This is a genomic window from Aminobacter sp. DSM 101952, from assembly GCF_001424795.1.
Classification (GTDB): domain Bacteria; phylum Pseudomonadota; class Alphaproteobacteria; order Rhizobiales; family Rhizobiaceae; genus Aminobacter; species Aminobacter aganoensis.
This window is the reverse complement of record NZ_LMCL01000023.1, coordinates 298,682-316,482: the sequence shown is the minus strand read 5'-3', so window position 1 is coordinate 316,482 and position 17,801 is coordinate 298,682. Positions and strand designations below refer to the sequence as shown.

The 17,801-nt window shown below is 65.3% G+C and carries 10 protein-coding genes; 6 read left to right on the top strand and 4 right to left on the bottom strand.

Annotated features, from left to right (window positions below):
• Window positions 1-72 precede the first annotated feature (72 nt).
• The gene (locus ASC75_RS15575) at window positions 73-2,391 is read right to left on the bottom strand and encodes an NADP-dependent malic enzyme (protein ID WP_055977221.1); all 2,319 of its coding nucleotides are present in this window, start codon (window positions 2,389-2,391) and stop codon (window positions 73-75) included.
• 166 nt (window positions 2,392-2,557) lie between these two features.
• Window positions 2,558-3,337, bottom strand: coding sequence for an SDR family oxidoreductase (locus tag ASC75_RS15570; protein ID WP_055977218.1), 780 nt, complete (start codon window positions 3,335-3,337; stop codon window positions 2,558-2,560).
• A gap of 119 nt (window positions 3,338-3,456) precedes the next feature.
• Between ASC75_RS15570 and ASC75_RS15565 the strand changes: the two genes are divergently transcribed.
• Entirely contained in the window at window positions 3,457-4,275 is an 819-nt protein-coding gene (locus ASC75_RS15565; RefSeq protein WP_055977215.1) for a UDP-2,3-diacylglucosamine diphosphatase, read from the top strand.
• Between the two features lie 310 nt (window positions 4,276-4,585).
• Window positions 4,586-5,806 carry an MFS transporter gene (locus ASC75_RS15560; RefSeq protein ID WP_055977212.1) on the top strand — a complete coding sequence of 407 codons (1,221 nt, stop codon included), beginning with the start codon at window positions 4,586-4,588 and terminating at the stop codon, window positions 5,804-5,806.
• Here the strand turns inward: ASC75_RS15560 and dgcA are convergent.
• Entirely contained in the window at window positions 5,768-6,751 is a 984-nt protein-coding gene (dgcA, locus tag ASC75_RS15555) for an N-acetyl-D-Glu racemase DgcA (RefSeq protein ID WP_055977208.1), read from the bottom strand. The two genes, ASC75_RS15560 and dgcA, sit on opposite strands and share 39 nt — an antisense overlap.
• A gap of 77 nt (window positions 6,752-6,828) precedes the next feature.
• Between dgcA and ASC75_RS15550 the strand changes: the two genes are divergently transcribed.
• The 4 genes from ASC75_RS15550 (at window position 6,829) to ASC75_RS15535 (ending at window position 10,907) form a co-directional block, all read left to right on the top strand.
• The gene (locus ASC75_RS15550; RefSeq protein WP_055977205.1) at window positions 6,829-8,016 is read left to right on the top strand and encodes an ABC transporter permease; all 1,188 of its coding nucleotides are present in this window, start codon (window positions 6,829-6,831) and stop codon (window positions 8,014-8,016) included.
• A 1-nt stretch (window position 8,017) separates the two neighbouring features.
• Complete coding sequence (locus ASC75_RS15545; protein ID WP_055977202.1) at window positions 8,018-8,839, top strand: ABC transporter ATP-binding protein; 822 nt, start codon at window positions 8,018-8,020, stop codon at window positions 8,837-8,839.
• 14 nt (window positions 8,840-8,853) lie between these two features.
• Entirely contained in the window at window positions 8,854-10,227 is a 1,374-nt protein-coding gene (locus ASC75_RS15540) for an MlaD family protein (protein WP_055977199.1), read from the top strand.
• A gap of 80 nt (window positions 10,228-10,307) precedes the next feature.
• Window positions 10,308-10,907: an ABC-type transport auxiliary lipoprotein family protein gene (locus tag ASC75_RS15535; protein ID WP_244487849.1), complete on the top strand. Its 600-nt coding sequence runs from the start codon at window positions 10,308-10,310 to the stop codon at window positions 10,905-10,907.
• Between the two features lie 238 nt (window positions 10,908-11,145).
• Here ASC75_RS15535 and ASC75_RS15530 read toward each other — a convergent pair whose 3' ends face one another.
• Window positions 11,146-17,697: a kinesin gene (locus tag ASC75_RS15530; protein ID WP_055977195.1), complete on the bottom strand. Its 6,552-nt coding sequence runs from the start codon at window positions 17,695-17,697 to the stop codon at window positions 11,146-11,148.
• Window positions 17,698-17,801 lie beyond the last annotated feature (104 nt).

Sequence of the window (17,801 nt, the reverse complement as noted above, 5' to 3'; positions counted from 1 at the left end):
TGCCGCTCCCTGGCAGGATCGACTCAACCTAGTACCAGCGAGGTTAACCGTTTGTTTGGTAACGGCGAACCTTCAGCTGGCGGTATGAGCCCGCTGCGAGGCCTCGACCACCGCGAGCGCCGTCATGTTGACGATGCCGCGCGACGTGACCGATGGCGTCAGGATGTGGGCCGGCTGGGCCGTGCCGAGCAGGATCGGCCCGACATGCAGCGCGTCCATCATGGTCTTGACCGTCGTCAACGCGATGTTTGCGGCGTCGAGATTGGGGAAGACAAGAAGGTTGGCTTCACCCTTCAGCGTCGAGTGCGGATAGACGCGCTGGCGCAACACTTCCGACAGTGCGGAATCGCCGTGCATTTCACCGTCGCTGGCGAGCTCGGGCGCTATGCGCTTCAGGATCGCGGCTGCCTGCCGCATCTTCTGCGCGCTTTGCGAATCGCGCGAGCCGAAATTCGAATGCGACAGCAGGGCGGCCTTCGGCTCGATGCCGAAGCGTCGGATCTCGTCGGCCGCGAGCATTGTCATCTCGGCGATCTCTTCGGCGCTCGGGTCGACCGTCACATAGGTGTCGGTGAAAAACAGGACGCCGCGCTGCGAGATCAGCATCGAAAGCGCCGACAGGTCACGATCCTTGACGCCGTCGCGGGCGCCGACGATCAGCGTGACATTGCGCAGATGGCGCTCGAAGCGGCCTTCCAGCCCGCAGATCATGGCGTCGGCGTCGCCACGCTTCAGCGCAATGGATGCAATGACCGTATTGTTGGTCCGCACCATGGTGCGTGCCGCCTCCGGCGTGATGCCCTGGCGGCCACCGAGATCGATCAGGTGGTCGACATAGTGGCGATAGCGCGGATCGTCCTCGGGATTGATGACCTCGAAGTCGACGCCGGGACGAATGCGCAGGCCGTAGCGCTTGAGGCGGACCTCGATGACATGCGGACGGCCGATCAGGATCGGCTTGGCAAGGCCTTCCTCCAGCACCACCTGGGCAGCGCGGAGCACGCGCTCGTCCTCGCCGTCGGCGTAGATGACGCGATTGGCCGTCGCCTGCTTGGCATTGGAGAAGATCGGCTTCATCACCAGGCCGGAACGGAAGACGAAGCGGCTGAGCTTTTCGACATAGGCGGTGAAGTCGGTGATCGGGCGGGTGGCGACGCCGGTCTCGCAGGCGGCCTGGGCGACGGCAGGCGCGATGCGCAGGATCAGCCGGGGGTCGAAAGGCGACGGGATCAGGAAGTCGGGGCCGAAGGTCGGCGTCTCGCCCGAATAGGCGCGGGCAGCGACATCCGACGGCTCCTCGCGGGCAAGGGCGGCGATCGCGCGCACCGCAGCCATCTTCATCTCCTCATTGATCGCGCTGGCGCCGCAGTCGAGCGCGCCGCGGAAGATGTAAGGGAAGCACAGCACGTTGTTGACCTGGTTCGGGAAGTCCGAACGGCCGGTGCAGATCATGGCGTCCGGCCGAGCGGCCCGTGCCTCCTCGGGCATGATCTCGGGTTTGGGATTGGCGAGCGCGAGGATCAGCGGCTTTTCGGCCATCTGGGTGAGCAGTTCCGGCTTCAGAACGCCGGCGGCGGACAGGCCGAGAAACACGTCGGCACCGCCGATGACATCGGCCAGCACGCGGGCATTGGTGTCCTTGACGTAAGGGTCCTTCCAGCGGTCCATCTCCTCGGTGCGGCCCTTGTGGGCGACGCCGAAGCGGTCGGTGACCCAGATGTTTTCGACCAGGGCGCCGAGCGACACCAGCAGGTTGAGGCAGGCAAGCGCTGCGGCACCTGCACCCGAGGTGACGATCTTGACATCCTCGATCTTCTTGCCGGCGAGTTCCAGTCCGTTGAGCACCGCGGCTGCGACGATGATCGCGGTGCCGTGCTGGTCGTCGTGGAAGACGGGAATGCGCATCTTCGCCTTCAGGCGTTCCTCGACGTCGAAGCACTCGGGTGCCTTGATGTCCTCGAGGTTGATGCCGCCGAAGGTCGGCTCGAGTGCCGAGATGGTGTTGACCATCTGGTCGATCTCGGGGGCATCGATCTCGATGTCGAAGACGTCGATGCCGGCAAATTTCTTGAACAGGACGGCCTTGCCCTCCATCACCGGCTTGGATGCCAGCGGGCCGATATTGCCAAGGCCGAGCACGGCCGTGCCGTTGGAGATGACGGCCACCAGGTTGGCGCGGCCGGTGTAGTCGGCGGCGGTTTCGGGGTCTTCCTTGATGGCGATGCAGGGGGCGGCGACGCCGGGCGAATAAGCGAGTGCCAGGTCGCGCTGGTTGCCCAGTGGCTTGGTAGCCTGGATTTCCAGCTTTCCCGGGACGGGGTGCTTGTGGAAAAAGAGCGCTGCCTGATCGAGATCGGAGAGCGCTTCCTTCTTCTTGTTGTCCCCGGCCATCTCTAACTCCTTTAGAATCCGCATCAAAGGCCGTTCTTAGCACGACGGCCGCATATTTCGAGGTGTCAATGCCAAAACGGCGTTGAAGCACTTTCAAGCGCCGGAACGGAAATCATTCCAGCGGCTTGGCGCCAGATGTTGAGATGCTGAGTCAGCCTCTCGAGGGTCAGAACGAACTGACATACAGTCCGCCGTCGACGGGAATGTTCTGCCCGGTCATGTATCCGGCGTGAACCGAGCAGAGGAAGGCGCAAATCTGGCCGAATTCTTCCGGCGTTCCAAGCCTGCCGGCCGGCACTTCGGCGCTTAGCCGGGCGCGTCGGGCCGCCCCCTGGGCCGGATCCTCGATGCTGCCCGGCTCGTGGGGGCCGCGTAGGCGGTCGGTGTCGAGCTTGCCCGGCAGCATGTTGTTGATGGTGACGTTGCGGTTGGCGACGGTGCGCGCCACGCCCGCCAGGAATGCCGTGAGCCCGGCGCGCGCGCCCGACGAAAGGTCGAGGCCCGGAATCGGCGTGTAGACCGACAGCGACGTGATGTTGACGATGCGGCCGAAGCCGCGTTCGGCCATGCCGTCGATCACCGCTTTGATCAGTTCGATCGGGGTGACCATGTTGTTGGTCACGCCTTCGAGGATCTTTGCCCGGTCGAGCTCGCGAAAATCGCGATAGGGCGGGCCGCCATTGTTGTTGACCAGAATATCGGGAGACGGGCAGGCGGCGAGAAGCGCCTTCTGCACCTGGGGATCGGAGACGTCGCCGGCGATTTCGGTGACGGCCACGCCGAAGCGCTGGCGGATTTCCGTCGCCGTGCGGCTGAGCGCGCCGGCATCGCGGCCGTTGAGGAAAAGTTCGCATCCCGCTTCGGCCAATGCGATGGCGCAACCCTTGCCCAGTCCGCGGCTTGACGCGCAGACGATTGCCTTTTTGCCCCGGATGCCGAGATCCATGATGTGCGTCTCCTGTCGGTGATGGCCCACCCTAGGTCCAAGGCGCGGCCGCCGCAATCGTCATACGCCTGTTGCATGAATCTGGGCATAGCCACCGCGACAGCAACGGGTGAAATGCCATGTCCGGCACCAGCACACGCAGTTTCCGAACGCTCTTCATCTCCGATGTCCATCTGGGCTCGAAGGGTGCCAAGGCCGACTTTCTGATCGATTTCCTGCGCCATCACGAGGCGGAGGCTATCTATCTCGTCGGCGACATCATCGATGGCTGGCGCTTGCGCCGCTCCTGGCATTGGCCGCAGACCCACAACGACGTCGTCCAGAAGCTGCTGCGCCAGGCCCGCAAGGGTACTGCCATCACCTACATCGCCGGCAATCACGACGAGTTCGCCCGCATGTTCCAGGGCGTGCATTTCGGCGGCATCGTCGTCGCCGACCGTGCCATCCACGAAGCGGCCGACGGCAAGCGTTTCCTGGTCATCCATGGCGATCAGTTCGACGCCGTGGTGCAGAATGCCCGCTGGCTCGCCTATCTCGGCGACTTCGCCTACGACGCGGCGATGGCGACGAACCGGATCGTGGCGCGTTTCCGCCGCACCTTCGGCATGCCCTACTGGTCGTTCTCGTCCTGGGCCAAGGTCAAGGTCAAGAAGGCGGTGAACTTCATCGGCGCCTTCCAGGACGTTTTGACCGAAGAGGCCAGGCGTTCCGAGGTCGATGGCGTCATCTGCGGCCACATCCATCATCCGGCGATCGAGAGCTTCGAAGGCATCCAGTACATCAACACCGGCGATTGGGTGGAAAACTGCACGGCCGTGGCCGAGAATTTCGACGGTAGCTTCGTCATCCTGCGCTGGCCGCATGTGTTGGCAGGGCAATTGGTGAACGAGCCCTTCGTGCCGATGGTCGTCGACCAGCGCGTCGACAAGGCGGCCTGAACGGACAACCCGGATGTGCCGTTCAAGACATGCTTCCCGCCACAGGCGGGAAGGGCCGGGCCATGCGCCCGTCAGCGAGCCAGACAAGACGCTGCCAGTGCACGAGCGGGCGTTGCGCCTCGGCGTGCATGATCATCCTGGCGACCCGAGCGGCGACGCGGCTTGGCCGACCAGGACCGGCAGGCGTGGCCTAACCCCTCGGCGGCTTGGCGATCCGGGCCGCTTTCGCCGCCCCGACAGCCATGGTATTGGAACAGCAAATCGGTGAGGCTTGCTAGGATCGGGTCTGCACCCGGACCGCATACCTGCCATGAAACTTCCGCCTCTCACGCCAGAACAGCAGGTCAAGCCGCAGCGCTTCGAGCTGCGCATATCGCTGCTGTTCGCCGCATTGTTCGTACCGATGGGCGTGCACCTGCCGTATTTCCCGCTCTGGCTCGAAGCCAAGGGGTTCGATCCCGAACAGATCGCCATCATCCTTTCGGCACCGATGTTTCTGCGCGTCATCACCACGCCGTTGATCGCGGCGATGGCCGACCGCGCCAGGGACCGCGCCAACGTCTTCATCTTCCTTGCCGCCTCGGCGCTGTTGCTTTCGCTCGGCTATTTCCTGGAACCTGCCTATCTCATCGTGCTGGCCGTCTCGCTGGCGCTTGCGGTGGTCTGGACGCCGCACTCGCCGATCGCCGATTCGCTGGCTCTGTCTGGCGTTCGCCGCTACGGTTCCGATTATGCGGCGATGCGCATTTGGGGCTCGATCGCCTTTCTCGGCGGCAGCCTGGGCGCAGGGTTCATCCTGTCATGGACAGGCGCGGATGCGGTGCCCGTCATCATCTCGATCGGGCTTCTGGGCTGCTTCCTGATGTCGTTCATCACGCCTCGCCTGGGCAGGCCGAGACAGGCTTCGCCGTTGTCGGCGGCCGACATGCAGCAGGCGCCGAAGCTGTTCAACCGCTACTTCCTGCTGATGGCCGGTGGCACCGGGGTGATCATCGGCAGCCACGGTTTCCTCTACGGTTTCGTGTCGATCTACTGGAAGTCTCTCGGCATCGACGAAACCATTGTCGGGCTGCTGTGGAGCTGGGGGGTGGCGGCGGAAATCGTCATGTTCATGTTTTTCACCCGGCTGTTCGGTTCCAGGTCGACGGCGCTGGTGCTCGTCCTGGCTGGCGCCGGTGCGATCGTCCGCTGGATCGCGTATCCGCTGATCTGGCCCCTGGGACTGGGCGTGCCGGGCTTCTTCGCGGTGCAAAGCCTGCACGCGCTGTCGACGGCCCTGGTGCTGATCGGTGTGCAGAAGCTGATTGCCGAGTCCATCCCCGAAGAGCGCACCGGCGCCGCACAAGGCGTCGCCTATTTCACCAACGGCATGTCGATGGCGATCGTGACGCTGGTTTCGGGCCCGCTCTACGAGCGCTTCGGCGTCAACGGCTTCTTTTTCATGGCCGGTGTCGCGGCTTGCGCCATCGTCCTCGTGGTGCTGGCCTCGCGCTCAACCCCAGAGCGCGGACAGGGGCGGAGACACCATTGAGCCGTTGTAGATGAGCCCCGGCGAGCGGTCGCGGGCCAAGAGCAAGGGGCCATCGAGATCGACGAAATCGGCATCCTGGGCGAGCAGCACCGCTGGCGCCATGGCGAGCGAGGTGCCGACCATACAGCCGACCATCACCTGGAAGCCGAGCATACGGGCGCGGTCGCGCAGTTCGAGCGCCGCCGTCAGGCCGCCCGACTTGTCGAGCTTGATGTTGACGGCGTCGTAGAGGCCCTTGAGCCCGTCAAGGTCTGCGGCGCTGTGGACGCTTTCGTCGGCACAGATCGGCACCGGGTGCGGAATGCGCCCCAGGATCTGGTCGGCCCCTGCCGGCAGCGGCTGTTCGATCAGCGCGACCCGCAGCTCCGCGGCTGCAGCCAGGTTTTCGGCGACGTTGGTGTCGGTCCAGCCTTCGTTGGCGTCGAGGATGATGCGGCTGTGCGGTGCCGCTTCGGTCACCGCGCGGATGCGGGCAATATCGTTGTCGCCGCCGATCTTGACCTTGAGCAACGGACGCATGGCGTTGGCGCGCGCCTGTGCTGCCATCGCCTCGGGTTCGCCCAGGGACAGCGTGTAGGCGGTCTCGATCGCGCGAGGCGAGGTCAGGCCGAGCCTTGAGGCAACTGCGGTGTTGGTCGTCCTTGCCTCGAGGTCCCACAAGGCGCAGTCGACGGCGTTGCGGGCCGCGCCTGCAGGCATGAGAGAGAGCAGGTCCGTCCGATTGGCGCCATCTTCGACTGCACGCCGCGCCTGCTCGATTGCCTCGCGGACGCTGGCCATGGTCTCGCCGTAGCGTTTGTAGGGCACGCATTCGCCGCGTCCGGTGAAGCCTGATTCGGTGATCGTGCAGGTGATGACCTCGGCTTCGGTCTTGGAACCGCGCGAGATCGTGAACGTTCCGGCGATGGGAAAGCGCTCATCTTCGACCGAAAGGACACGCACCATGAAAATCTTCTCCGTTCAACTGCTTGGCGGGGTTGCGAAAATCGACAGGCAGCAGCCGACACGTTAAGTAGGGTGCCATGTTGACCATCGGCAAACGGGAAGCAAGCGGCGGGGCAGCCGACGGTCGAGATCACCGACCTCAGGTTGCTGTGGCGGAGCGTGGGGGCGTGCTTGCCTGCGTCTTCACCGGCATCTGGACCACGCGCACCGTAGCCCTTGTCGATGCTGAAATGCGCACGCTCGAAGCCCGCAAGGGCTTTGCGGCACTGGCGCTCGACCTGTCCGGCATCGAGAAGATGGACACTGCGGGCGCCTGGGTCATCGACAGGCTGGTCTGCGCCAATGAAAAGAGGGGCGTCGAGGTCAAGATGGAAGGCCGCAGCGAAGCGGCCAACGTCCTGCTCGGTGCCGTTGGCGAGGCCGTGCGACGCGAGGGCGATTCGGCTGCCGTGGTCCAGCCGAACATCGTCATCCGCATGCTGGAGGCAGTGGGCCGGCGTGTCTATGAGATGCGCGACGACTTCCTGTCTTCGATGAACATTCTGGGCGCGACCATCCGTGGCGCCCAGATGAAGCTCGGGCGCGGCCATGCGGTCAACCCGGCGGCCATCTTCGCCCAGATCGACCGCATGGGCGTCGGCGCGATTCCCGTGGTCTTGTTGATGTCCGGCATCGTCGGCGCCATCGTCGCCCAGCAGGGGGCGTTCCAGCTCAGCTATTTCGGGGCCGACATCTTCGTCGTCGACCTGATCGGCGTGCTGGTGCTGCGCGAACTCGGCGTGCTGATGACGGCGATCATGATCGCCGGCCGCTCGGGCAGCGCGATCACCGCGGAAATCGGCTCGATGAAGATGCGCGAGGAGGTCGACGCGCTGACGGTCATCGGCCTCAACCCGATCGGCGTGCTGGTGTTTCCGCGGCTGGTGGCGCTGGTCATTGCGCTGCCCTGCCTTTCGATCCTGGCCAATTTCGCCGCCCTTGGCGGCGGCATGGCCACGGCCTGGTTCTACTCCGACATTCCGCCGGCGGCTTTCATCGACCGCCTGCGCGTTGCGATCGATCTCAGCACCATCTTTGCCGGGCTGATCAAGGCGCCGTTCATGGCCATCATCATCGGCACCATCGCGTCCGTCGAAGGCCTCAAGGTCGGCGGCAGCGCGGAATCGCTGGGCCGTCACGTCACCGCGTCGGTGGTCAAGGCCATCTTCGTCGTCATCATTCTCGATGGCCTGTTCGCCATGTTCTACGCAGCGATCAATTTCTGACATGGCGAGCCGGACAAAGACCATTCAATCGGAAGGCCAGAGCCTGAATGGCAAGGGCGACGTGCTGCTTTCGGTTCGAGACCTGACGGTTGCCTTCGAAGAAAAGGTCATCCTGGAAAAGCTCGATCTGGACATCAAGCGGGGCGAGATTCTCGGTTTCGTCGGCGCCTCCGGTTCCGGCAAATCGGTGCTGCTGCGCACCATCCTTGGGCTGATCCGCAAGTGCTCAGGCACGATCAAGCTTTTTGGCGTCGATCTGGAGAGCGCAAGCGAGGAAGAACGGCTCAGGATCGACATGCGGCTTGGCGTGTTGTTCCAGCACGGCGCGCTGTTTTCGGCGCTGACGGTGCTCGAGAACGTCCAGGTGCCGATGCGCGAATATCTCGACCTGCCGCGGAAGCTGATGAACGAGCTTGCGATGCTGAAGATCGAGCTGGTCGGCCTGCCGCCGGATGCGGCCGGCAAATATCCATCCGAGCTGTCCGGCGGCATGATCAAGCGCGCTGCGCTGGCGCGGGCGCTGGCGCTCGACCCCGACATCGTCTTTCTCGACGAGCCGACTTCCGGTCTCGATCCGATCGGTGCTGCCGAGTTCGACGAACTGGTCGCCAAGATGCGCGATACGATGGGCCTGACCGTCTACATGGTGACGCACGATCTCGACAGCCTGTTTTCGGTCTGCGACCGGGTCGCCGTGCTCGGCAAGAAGAAGGTGCTGGTCGAAGGCACGATCGCCGACATGCTGAAGAGCGAAGAACCATGGGTGAGGTCGTATTTCCGCGGAAAACGCGCGCGGCAACTTGATCTTGCCGCAAGGGCATAGAATGGAATGATGTGATGGAGACCAGGGCCAACTACGTCGTCGTCGGTATCTTCACGCTGTTTGCGATTCTGGCCGCGTTTGCTTTCGTCTATTGGACGGCGGCGATCGGCGAGAGAGGCGAAACAGCGACGCTGCGTGTGCGCATTCCAGGCTCGGCCTCGGGGCTGGCCAGGGGCAGCTTCGTGCTGTTCAACGGCGTCAAGGTCGGCGACGTCCGTCGCGTCTATCTCGACGTCAGCAATCCCCAGGTGGCGATCGCCGACGCGGAGATCGACAGGCTGACGCCGATCACGCAGTCGACGCAGGCCGACATCGGCCTTGCCGGCCTGACCGGACAGGCCAACATCGAGCTCAAGGGTGCCAACATCAAGGAACCGAACCTGCTCGACAAGGCCGAGGCTGACGGCACCGTTGCCGAGATCGTCGCCAATCCGTCCGCAGTCACCAACCTGCTGCAGACGGCGCAGGACATTTTCAAGCGCGCCGACACGGTGCTGAACAATCTCGAAGGCTTCACCAACGACGTCCGCGGCCCGCTGACGGCAACCGTCGGCAATGCCCAGAAATTCTCGGAATCCCTGGCACGCAATGCCGATGGCGTGGACAAGTTCCTGGCCAGCGTGAGCGCGCTTTCGGAGCAGCTATCCACCGTGTCGGGCAAGCTCGACGGCACCATCGAGGCGGCGGAAGGGCTGCTCAAATCGGTCGACCGCGACAAGGTGAAGAACATTGTCGCCAGTGTCGACACCTTCACCAAGAACCTGAGCGCGCAGAGCGACCAGATCGACGACATCGTCAAGGGCGTCAACACCACCGTCGCCTCGATCAACGACTTCGCCCAGAAGACGCAACAGACCCTGACCAAGGTCGACGGCGTGCTGGAAGGGGTGGATGCGGCGAGCGTCAAGGAGTCCCTCGACAACATCCGCAAGGCCAGCGAAAACGCCAACAAGGCGGCCGCCGACGTCGCCAAGGTGACCGAGAAGTTCGGTGACCGCGCCGACGACATCGACCAGATCGTCTCCGACGCCAAGCAACTGGCGTCGCGTCTCAACCAGGCTTCCGTCCGCGTCGACGGCGTGTTGGCCAAGGTCGACAAGCTGCTGGGCTCGGGCGAGGCGGAAGGCGTGATGTCCGATGCCAGCGAGACGCTGAAGGCGTTCAAGCAGGTCGCCGACACGCTGAATGCGCGCCTGGGCACGATCACCGACGGATTGGCACGCTTTTCGGGGCAGGGCCTGCGCGACGTCGAATCGCTCGTCCAGGACAGCCGCCGCTCGATCACCCGCATCGAGCAGGCGATCTCCGACCTGGAGCGCAATCCGCAGCGCATCATCACCGGCGGCGAGGGCACCGTGCGTGAATTCGACGGGCGGGTGCGTCGTTGACATCGTTTGCCTGCCGCACCATGAAGTTGCTTGAGGGTGGTTCGCGCAAGGTGCGAGTGAGTCGTATCCGGGGACAGCATGTGAAGTCTGCTAGATCTACATTGCTGCTTGCTGCAGTGGCGCTGACGCTGTCCGGCTGCACCTCGCTGTTCGTCAGCACGCCGCCGCCACTCGATACCTACGAATTGACTGCGCCTTCGGTGACTGGCCGCAGCGGTTCGAGCCGCCGCCAGATCCTGATCGCTGAACCTTCGGCGCTGAAGTCGCTCGATGGCCAGAGCATCGTCATCAAGCCGTCGCCCGGCTCGATCCAGTTCCTCAAGGGCGCGCAGTGGTCCGACCGGCTGCCGCGCATCCTGCAGGCGCGGCTTGCCGAGACCTTCCAGCGCGCGGGCGGCTATGTCGGCATAGGCAAGCCGGGCGAGGGGCTGGCGATCGACTACCAGGTCATCGTGGAGGTCCGCAGCTTCGAGATCAAGGTCGGCGGCAGCGCCCAGGCCGAGGTCGAGCTGTTCGTCAGGTTGCTGAACGACCGCAACGGCCAGGTTCGCGCCTCGCGCGTGTTCAACGCCACGGCGCCGGTTTCCGGCACCGGCAACGACGCCTACGTCGCTGCCCTCGACGCTGCCTTCGGCCAGGCTGCGTCCGACATCGTCCAGTGGACTGAAGGACTGATCTGACAACTCGGGCAGTCGGGTAGGCCAGCAGGGCAACGGGGGCCCGGCTGACGCGTTTCCGCCTACCTTCTCTCCCCGATCGTTGGTCCGATTGCGCGATTGCTGTTTCGTCTGCCTGTCGGCCGGAATTGGACCCCTTGCACGTTCCAGTCATCCAAGACGTGAGGCCCGGATGGCAAAAAGGGCAGCAGGTGGTACCTGCTGCCCTTTTGATTCGTGCCATGCGTCCTTTCGGACAGCCTTACTTCAGGCGTCCCGCCGCGTGGGCCAGCATGGTGTAGACCTTGCCGGTATCCGAGGTCAGGTAGGTCTTGGTCATGATGCTGTCGCGGTCGCTGCGCGAGACATCCTTGAGCAGCTTCTCGAAGTCGTCGCAGTAGCGGTCGACGGCCGTGCGGAATTCGCCGTCGGACTGATACTTGCGGCGGATCTCGTCGAAGGTCTGCTGGCCCTTCAGCGTGTAGAGCCGGCGGGTGAAGACGTCGCGCTCGCCGCGGCGATAGCGGTCCCAAAGCTCGATCGAGGCTTCGTGGTCGATGGCGCGGGCGATGTCGACCGACAGCGAGTTGAGCGATTCCACCACATGCATCGGCGAACGCTGTGCGGGCACGGCGCGCGGCTCGGGCTGGGCCGCCTGGCGGGCAGGCTGCTCCTCGCGCGAGGCACCGGTCAACAGGTCGCGCACCCATCCACCCTGCTGGCCGCGGCTGGCAGGCTCGCGGACCGGCGGCTGCGGCTGGGCTGCCGGGCGCTCGATGTCGAGCGTGCCGCGCAGGCCGGCGTTACCGCCCAACGGTGCTGCCGGCGGCTCGCGACGCTGCTCGGGCTGCGGGGCCGGGCGGCGCGGCTGCTGCGCCGGCGGCTGCGTGTTGCGCAGCGAGGCGTCGGAGACGTCCACGGTGCGGCCCGACTTGGCGACGATCGCCGACAGTTCCTTGAGCGCGTTGATCTGCTCGGAGACGGCGCGACGGATGGCCGTGGTCGATTCCTTGGCCTCCTCCGGCATGTCGAGCACGCCCTTCTTGAGCTCGGCGCGAGTGCTTTCGAGCTCGGTCTTGATCGAGCCGGCCGTGCGGCGCATGTCCTCGGTGGCGTCAGCGAAGCGCTTTGTCGCGGTTTCGACGACATCGGAGATAGCGGCGCGGATCTTCTCGGCCGATTCCATGGTCTTGCCTTCGGCGCTTTCCAGCGTCTGGCCGACCAGGCGCTCGAACGACTGCATGACGCGCTCGAGGTCTTCCGATTTCTTGACGAGACCGACGGCCAGGTCCTCCAGCGACGACTGGCGTTCGAGTGTGTGCTCGAGATTGCTCTGCGCCGAGGACAGCAGGTTGGACGCGCTCGACAGCAGGCGGCTGTGCTCGTCGAACTTGGTGGCGATGGAGGCCACTTCGCGCAGCGTGCTCGACGACAGGTCGGTCAGCCGGTTGGTGTTCGAGTCGACCAGGCGCGCGGCGCTGGCGAAGGTCTGCGCTGCCTTCTCGGTGGTGGCCGAGAAGTTCGTCGTGCTGCCGGTGAGGCGATCGTCGACGGTGGCGAGGTTCTGCGCCGCGCGTTCGATCAGTTCGCCGAGCTGCGAGCTCGACGTTGTCATCCGGCCGATGAGATCGGCCACGCTGTCGGCAAGCGTCGAGCGTGCGCCCTCGACGGCAGACAGCGTCTCGGCGGTGCGGCTGGCAAGCGCGTCGGCGAGGATTGCGTTTTCGCTGCGCAGCTTTTCGGTGGCGCGGGCGGTCGCCTCTTCCATCGAGCGGTGCAGGTCGTTGCCGCTTTCGGCGAAGCGGTCGACCAGGGGACGCGCCGTCTCGTCGAGGATCTTGGCGATCTCGTTCGAGCGTTCGGCCAGCATGGCGTTGAGTTCACGCGTGTTGGTGCCGATGGTGCGCGCGGCCTCATTGGTGCTCTGGCCGATGTGCTGGCCGACGGCGGTGAAGGTCTCGGCAATCACGTTGGCGCGGGCGACCAGCTGGGCTTCGGCCTGGGCAACCTGATCGTTGAGCTTCTGGCCCATCGACTCGGCACCATGGGCGAGGCGGTTTTCCGCGCTCGACAGGTGCTCGCCGATGCGGGTCGCGACGCCTTCGGCGCCAGCGGCCAGGCGCTCGTCGACATTGGCCAGCGTTTCCTCGATGGCGCGGGCGCGGGCATCAAGATCCGCCGCCGTGCGCTGGGCGCGGGCAACGACGCGCTGCTCGGTCTCGGTGAAGGCGTTGGCGATCAATGCCGCATGCTCGCCGATGCCCGAGGTACTCTCGGTCACGCGGGCCGCCAATTGCTGGCCGGCTTCGTCGAAGGCCTGGCCGATTTCCGAAGCGCGGCCGAGCAGCGATTGCGAGGTGAGATCGACGCGAGCGGCGATCCTGCCGTCGGCTTCGTCGAAGGCGCGGCTGATTTCGGCGGCACGGCCAAGCAGCGATTCCGCCGTCTGGTCGACGCGAGCCGCAATCCGGCTGTCGGCTTCCTCGAAGGCACGGCCGATGTCGGCGGCGCGACCGGACAGGGTGTCGGCCGTCTGCGCGGCGCGCGCCGCAAGACGCTCGTCGGCTTCCTCGAAGTTGCGGACGATTTCGCCGGCGCGGCTGCCGAGCGTCGCTGAACTGTCGGCGACGCGGGCGGCAATGCGCTCGTCGGCCGCGTCGAAGATGCGGCTGAGTTCGCCGGCACGGTCGCCGAGCGAGTCGGCGCCTTCGGCAATGCGCGCCGCGAGCTTTTCGTCGGCAGTGTCGAAGATACGGCCGAGTTCGGCGGCACGGGCAGCCAATGCATCGGCAGATTCACCGATGCGCAGGCCGAGGCGCTCGTCGGCGTTGTCGAAGTTGCGCAGGATGTCGCCGGCACGGGCCGACAGCGATTCCGCGGTCTCGATGGCGCGCGCGATCAGCGAGCGGTCGGCTGCGTCGAAGGTCTGGGCGATCTCGCCCGCCTTGGCCGACAGCGTATCGGCGGTTTCTTCGGCGCGGGCCAGCAGCGAGTTCGACGTCTCGTGTGCCCTGGCCGCGAGACGGCCGTCGGCCTCCTCGAACGCACGGGCGATGTCTTCGGCCCGGGCAAGCAGGGCATTCGACGTCTGTTCGGCCCGCTCGGCGATGACACGGTCGGCGTCGCTGAAGGCCTGGCCGGCTTGCTCGTGCAGGGCGGATGTCACTTCCATGACCTTGTCGCGCAGGGCGCCGGCGACAAAGACGGCACTCTTTTCGAGCACGCCGCGGACGTTGTCGACGCCGAGCGACAGCGCGCGTTCCATCGTTCCGGTGCGCTCTTCGATGACGCCGGTCTGGCGGCGGAAGGCTTCCTCGATCTTTTCGACATCACTGGCGATCGCGTCGGAAATGTCGACGCGGCGTGCGGCGATCTGGTCGATATGACCGGCGATAGCAAGGTCGATCTCGCGGCGGGCGTCGCCCAGCTTGCCGAGATCCGCATCGAGGGCGCGGACAAAGGTGTCGCGGCCTTCGGCGAGCTTGCCGACGTGCCCGACCACCATGCCGTCGATGTTGGTACGGCTGTCGTTCAGCAAGGCGAGGTCGGCTTCGAGCGCCCGGGTCAGGGCGTCGCGGCCAGCGGCCAGCTTGTCGACCTGGCCGGCGACGATGCTGTCGATGCTGGAGCGGCTGTCGTTCAGCATGGCAAGGTCGGCTTCGAGCGCCTTGGTCAGCGCGTCGCGGCCGGCAGCCAGCTTGTCGACCTGGCCGAGCATCATGCCGTCGATCTTGGCGAGGTCGGCTTCCAGGGCGCGGCGCAGGATGTCGCGGCCTTCGGCCAGCTTTTCGACCTGGCCGGCAACGAGGCCGTCGATGCCGGAGCGGCCTTCCGCCAGTTTGGCGAGGTCGTCTTCAAGCGCCTTGGACAGGGTGCCGCGTTCGGCGACCAGGCGCTCGGCATGGCTCGACACAAGGCCCTTGACGCTGTCGAGGTCGGCTTCGAGCGAGCGGGCCAGCATGGCGCGGTCCTCGGCCAGCTTCTCCGACTGCGAGGCGACGGTGCTGCGGATGGTGTTCAGATCCGACTCGAGCGCGCGCTTGAGGATGTCGCGGCCTTCGGCGAGCTTCTCGACCTGGCCCGCAACCAGGCCGTCGATGCCGGAGCGGCTTTCCGCCAGCTTGGCAAGATCGTCTTCCAGCGCCTTGGACAACGCGCCGCGTTCGGCGACGAGTCGTTCGGCGTGGTTGGAGACCAGGCTCTTGACGTTGTCGAGATCGGCCTCGAGCGAGCGGGACAGCAGCGAACGGTCTTCGGCGAGCTTCTCCGACTGTGCAGCGATGGTGCTGCGGATGGCGTTGAGATCGGTTTCGAGCGCACGCTTGAGGATGTCGCGGCCCTCGGCGAGCTTCTCGACCTGGCCCGCGACCAGGCCGTCGATGCCGGCGCGGCTGTCGGCCAGCTTGGCAAGGTCGGATTCCAGCGTCTTGGAGAGCAGGGTGCGCTCTTCCGCGAGCTTGTCGGCATGGCCTTCCATCAGGCCGTGGATGTTCGAGATGTCGGCTTCCAGGCTGCGCGACAGCTCGGCGCGGTCGGTCGCAATCTTCGACGCATGGCCGTCGACCAGTGCCTTGATGCCGTCGAGATCGGTTTCGAGTGCCTTGGCAAGGCCGGCACGGTCTGTGGCGATCTTCGAGGAGTGGCCGTCGACGAGCGCCTTGATGCCATCGAGGTCGCGTTCCAGGGCAGATGCCAGGATGGCGCGGCCTTCGGCGATCTTTTCGACCTGACCGGCGACCAGGCCGTCGATGCTGCTGCGGCTGTCGGCCAGCTTGGTCAGGTCGGCTTCGAGTGCACGCGTCAGGATCGAGCGGCCCTCGGCCAGCTTGCCGACATGACCGGCGACCATTTCGTCAATGTTCGTACGGGCTTGGACGAGTCTCTCGGAGTCTTCCACGAGCGCCTGGGCGAGTTGTTCGCGGCCCTGGGCCAACTGGCGGAACTGGCCGGTGAGGGTTTCGTCGATGGCCTGGCGCGACTGGTCCAGCTTGCGCATGTCGTCGTCGAGGGCGCGCGTGATCAGGCTGCGGCCTTCGGCGAGCTTCTGGACCTGGAAGCCAACGGCGGCTTCGATGCTGGCGCGGCCTTCGGCGAACTTGCTGAGATCGTCCTTGAGTGCCGCTGCCATCCGGTCGCGGGCGTCCGACAGCTTGCGGGTGTGATCTTCGACCGCCTGCTCGATGCCGACGCGGGCGTCGGAAAGGCGCTGGATGTCGCCGTCGAAGGCGCGAGACACCTGGTGACGGGCAGCCTCCATGCGGCCGGCGAAGTCGGTCGCGCGGGCTTCGAGCATGGTCGAGGTCGAGGTGATGATGTCGGCGAGGTCGGTGCCGATCTGGGTCTTGCCCTGGTCGATCATCGCCGACAGCGAATCGCGGCCCTCGACGAAGGTCGTTGCAATCTCGCGGGCACGTTCGACCAGCGTCTCGTTGATCTGGCGGGCGCGGGCTTCGAGCGCGGCATTGAGCTTGGCGGTGCCGGTGTCGAGTGCTTCGGCGCGCGTCTGGAACTCGCCGATGAGCGCCTGGCCACGTTCGGCCAGGATGCGCTCGATGCCGTGCAGGCTCGCCTCGAATTCGGAATTGATGGTCTTGGCAGCGCCGCCGAGAAGCGAAACCATGCCCGAGGTACGGTCGTCGAGCATGTCGGTCAGCGAGCGGGTAACTTCGTCCGTGCTCTGGGTCAGCTTGGCGATGCGCGTGTCGAGCAGGCTGGCGAAGGCCTCGCCCGAGGTCGACAGGCGGTCGCTGATCGAATCCATGCGGTTGTCGATCGCTTCGAACAGGCCCATGCCGCCTTCGTTGATGCGGTCGATCAGCGTGTCGCCGGAATTGGTGATCGTCATCGACAGCTTGGTCGATGCGTTGAGGATGCTGTCGCGAATGATGTCGCTAGCCGAGCCAAGCTCGTCGCGCAGCGTCTCATGCGCGCCGGCGATCGAGGCGCGTACGCGCTCGGCGTGCGATACAACGGCCTCGCGCTCGCTGCCGAGGCCGTCGACCAGCGAACGGATGCGGGCGGAGTTTTCCGAATAGGAGCGCTCGATCTGGTTGACCTCGGTGTGGACGAGCGTCTCGAGCTCGACGGCGCGGGCCAGCGTGCGCTCGATGCCTTCGCCCATGGCGGCGACTTCGCGGCGCACGGCCTGGCCGACCATCATGACACGGTCCTGTGCCATGTTTTCGGGTTCGGCGAGGCGGAAGGCCACTTCGGTCATCGACTGCGCTGCAATGCGCATTTCCTGGGCGCGGCGGATCATCGCGGCGAAGGCCCAGAACAGAGCGATGGGCACCACGGTGGCGACCAGCAGCATCAGCAGGCCCGGACGCGCGAAGATGTCGTCGATCGAGCGAATGGTCCAGATGCTCGGGCTGACGACACGGTCGGCGAGGGCCAAGGCGCCTGCGACCCAGGCGACCGAGACAAGGCCGACCATCCAGTAGATGGTGCTGGATGCACGGCGGTTGAGGCTGTGAAGCAGCGACTTGTAGTCTTTCTGGCGATCGTCATTGGCCGGCTTGAAGCCTTCGGGCTGCAGCGGGCGGGTTTCGACGGGGCGCAATTGGGTCGGCGGCTCGGCCGCGGCGCGTGCCATCGGCGCCGGTTCCGGCTTGGGCGCTGCGGGCTTCTTGTTGCCGCTTTCGCGCGCCAGTTCCTCAGCTGCCTGGGAAATCTGAGCTTCGAGATCGTCCATCGATGCGGCCATGTCGAGGCCGCCGTCATCGGCGCCGCTCAGGTCGAGATCGAGCGCCTGCTCGAGCTCCTTGGCTACGTCGAGATCGAGGTTTTTTGTCGGAGTGGATTTCTTCGCCATGCCTTCGCTACCCTGTACTAAAGACGCGGAATCTCTGGACTTTTTGTCCTATTTTTGACCGCGTCCGAGGCTCAATATGGACCGCCCGTATCGTAGTGACACAA

What these genes read in the sequence shown, in the direction of transcription:
- ASC75_RS15575 (WP_055977221.1), bottom strand. Translation starts at nt 2,391, where the DNA reads ATGGCCGGGGACAACAAGAAGAAGGAAGCGCTCTCCGATCTCGATCAG.
- ASC75_RS15570 (WP_055977218.1), bottom strand. Translation starts at nt 3,337, where the DNA reads ATGGATCTCGGCATCCGGGGCAAAAAGGCAATCGTCTGCGCGTCAAGC.
- ASC75_RS15565 (WP_055977215.1), top strand. Translation starts at nt 3,457, where the DNA reads ATGTCCGGCACCAGCACACGCAGTTTCCGAACGCTCTTCATCTCCGAT.
- ASC75_RS15560 (WP_055977212.1), top strand. Translation starts at nt 4,586, where the DNA reads ATGAAACTTCCGCCTCTCACGCCAGAACAGCAGGTCAAGCCGCAGCGC.
- dgcA (WP_055977208.1), bottom strand. Translation starts at nt 6,751, where the DNA reads ATGGTGCGTGTCCTTTCGGTCGAAGATGAGCGCTTTCCCATCGCCGGA.
- ASC75_RS15550 (WP_055977205.1), top strand. Translation starts at nt 6,829, where the DNA reads ATGTTGACCATCGGCAAACGGGAAGCAAGCGGCGGGGCAGCCGACGGT.
- ASC75_RS15545 (WP_055977202.1), top strand. Translation starts at nt 8,018, where the DNA reads ATGGCGAGCCGGACAAAGACCATTCAATCGGAAGGCCAGAGCCTGAAT.
- ASC75_RS15540 (WP_055977199.1), top strand. Translation starts at nt 8,854, where the DNA reads ATGGAGACCAGGGCCAACTACGTCGTCGTCGGTATCTTCACGCTGTTT.
- ASC75_RS15530 (WP_055977195.1), bottom strand. Translation starts at nt 17,697, where the DNA reads ATGGCGAAGAAATCCACTCCGACAAAAAACCTCGATCTCGACGTAGCC.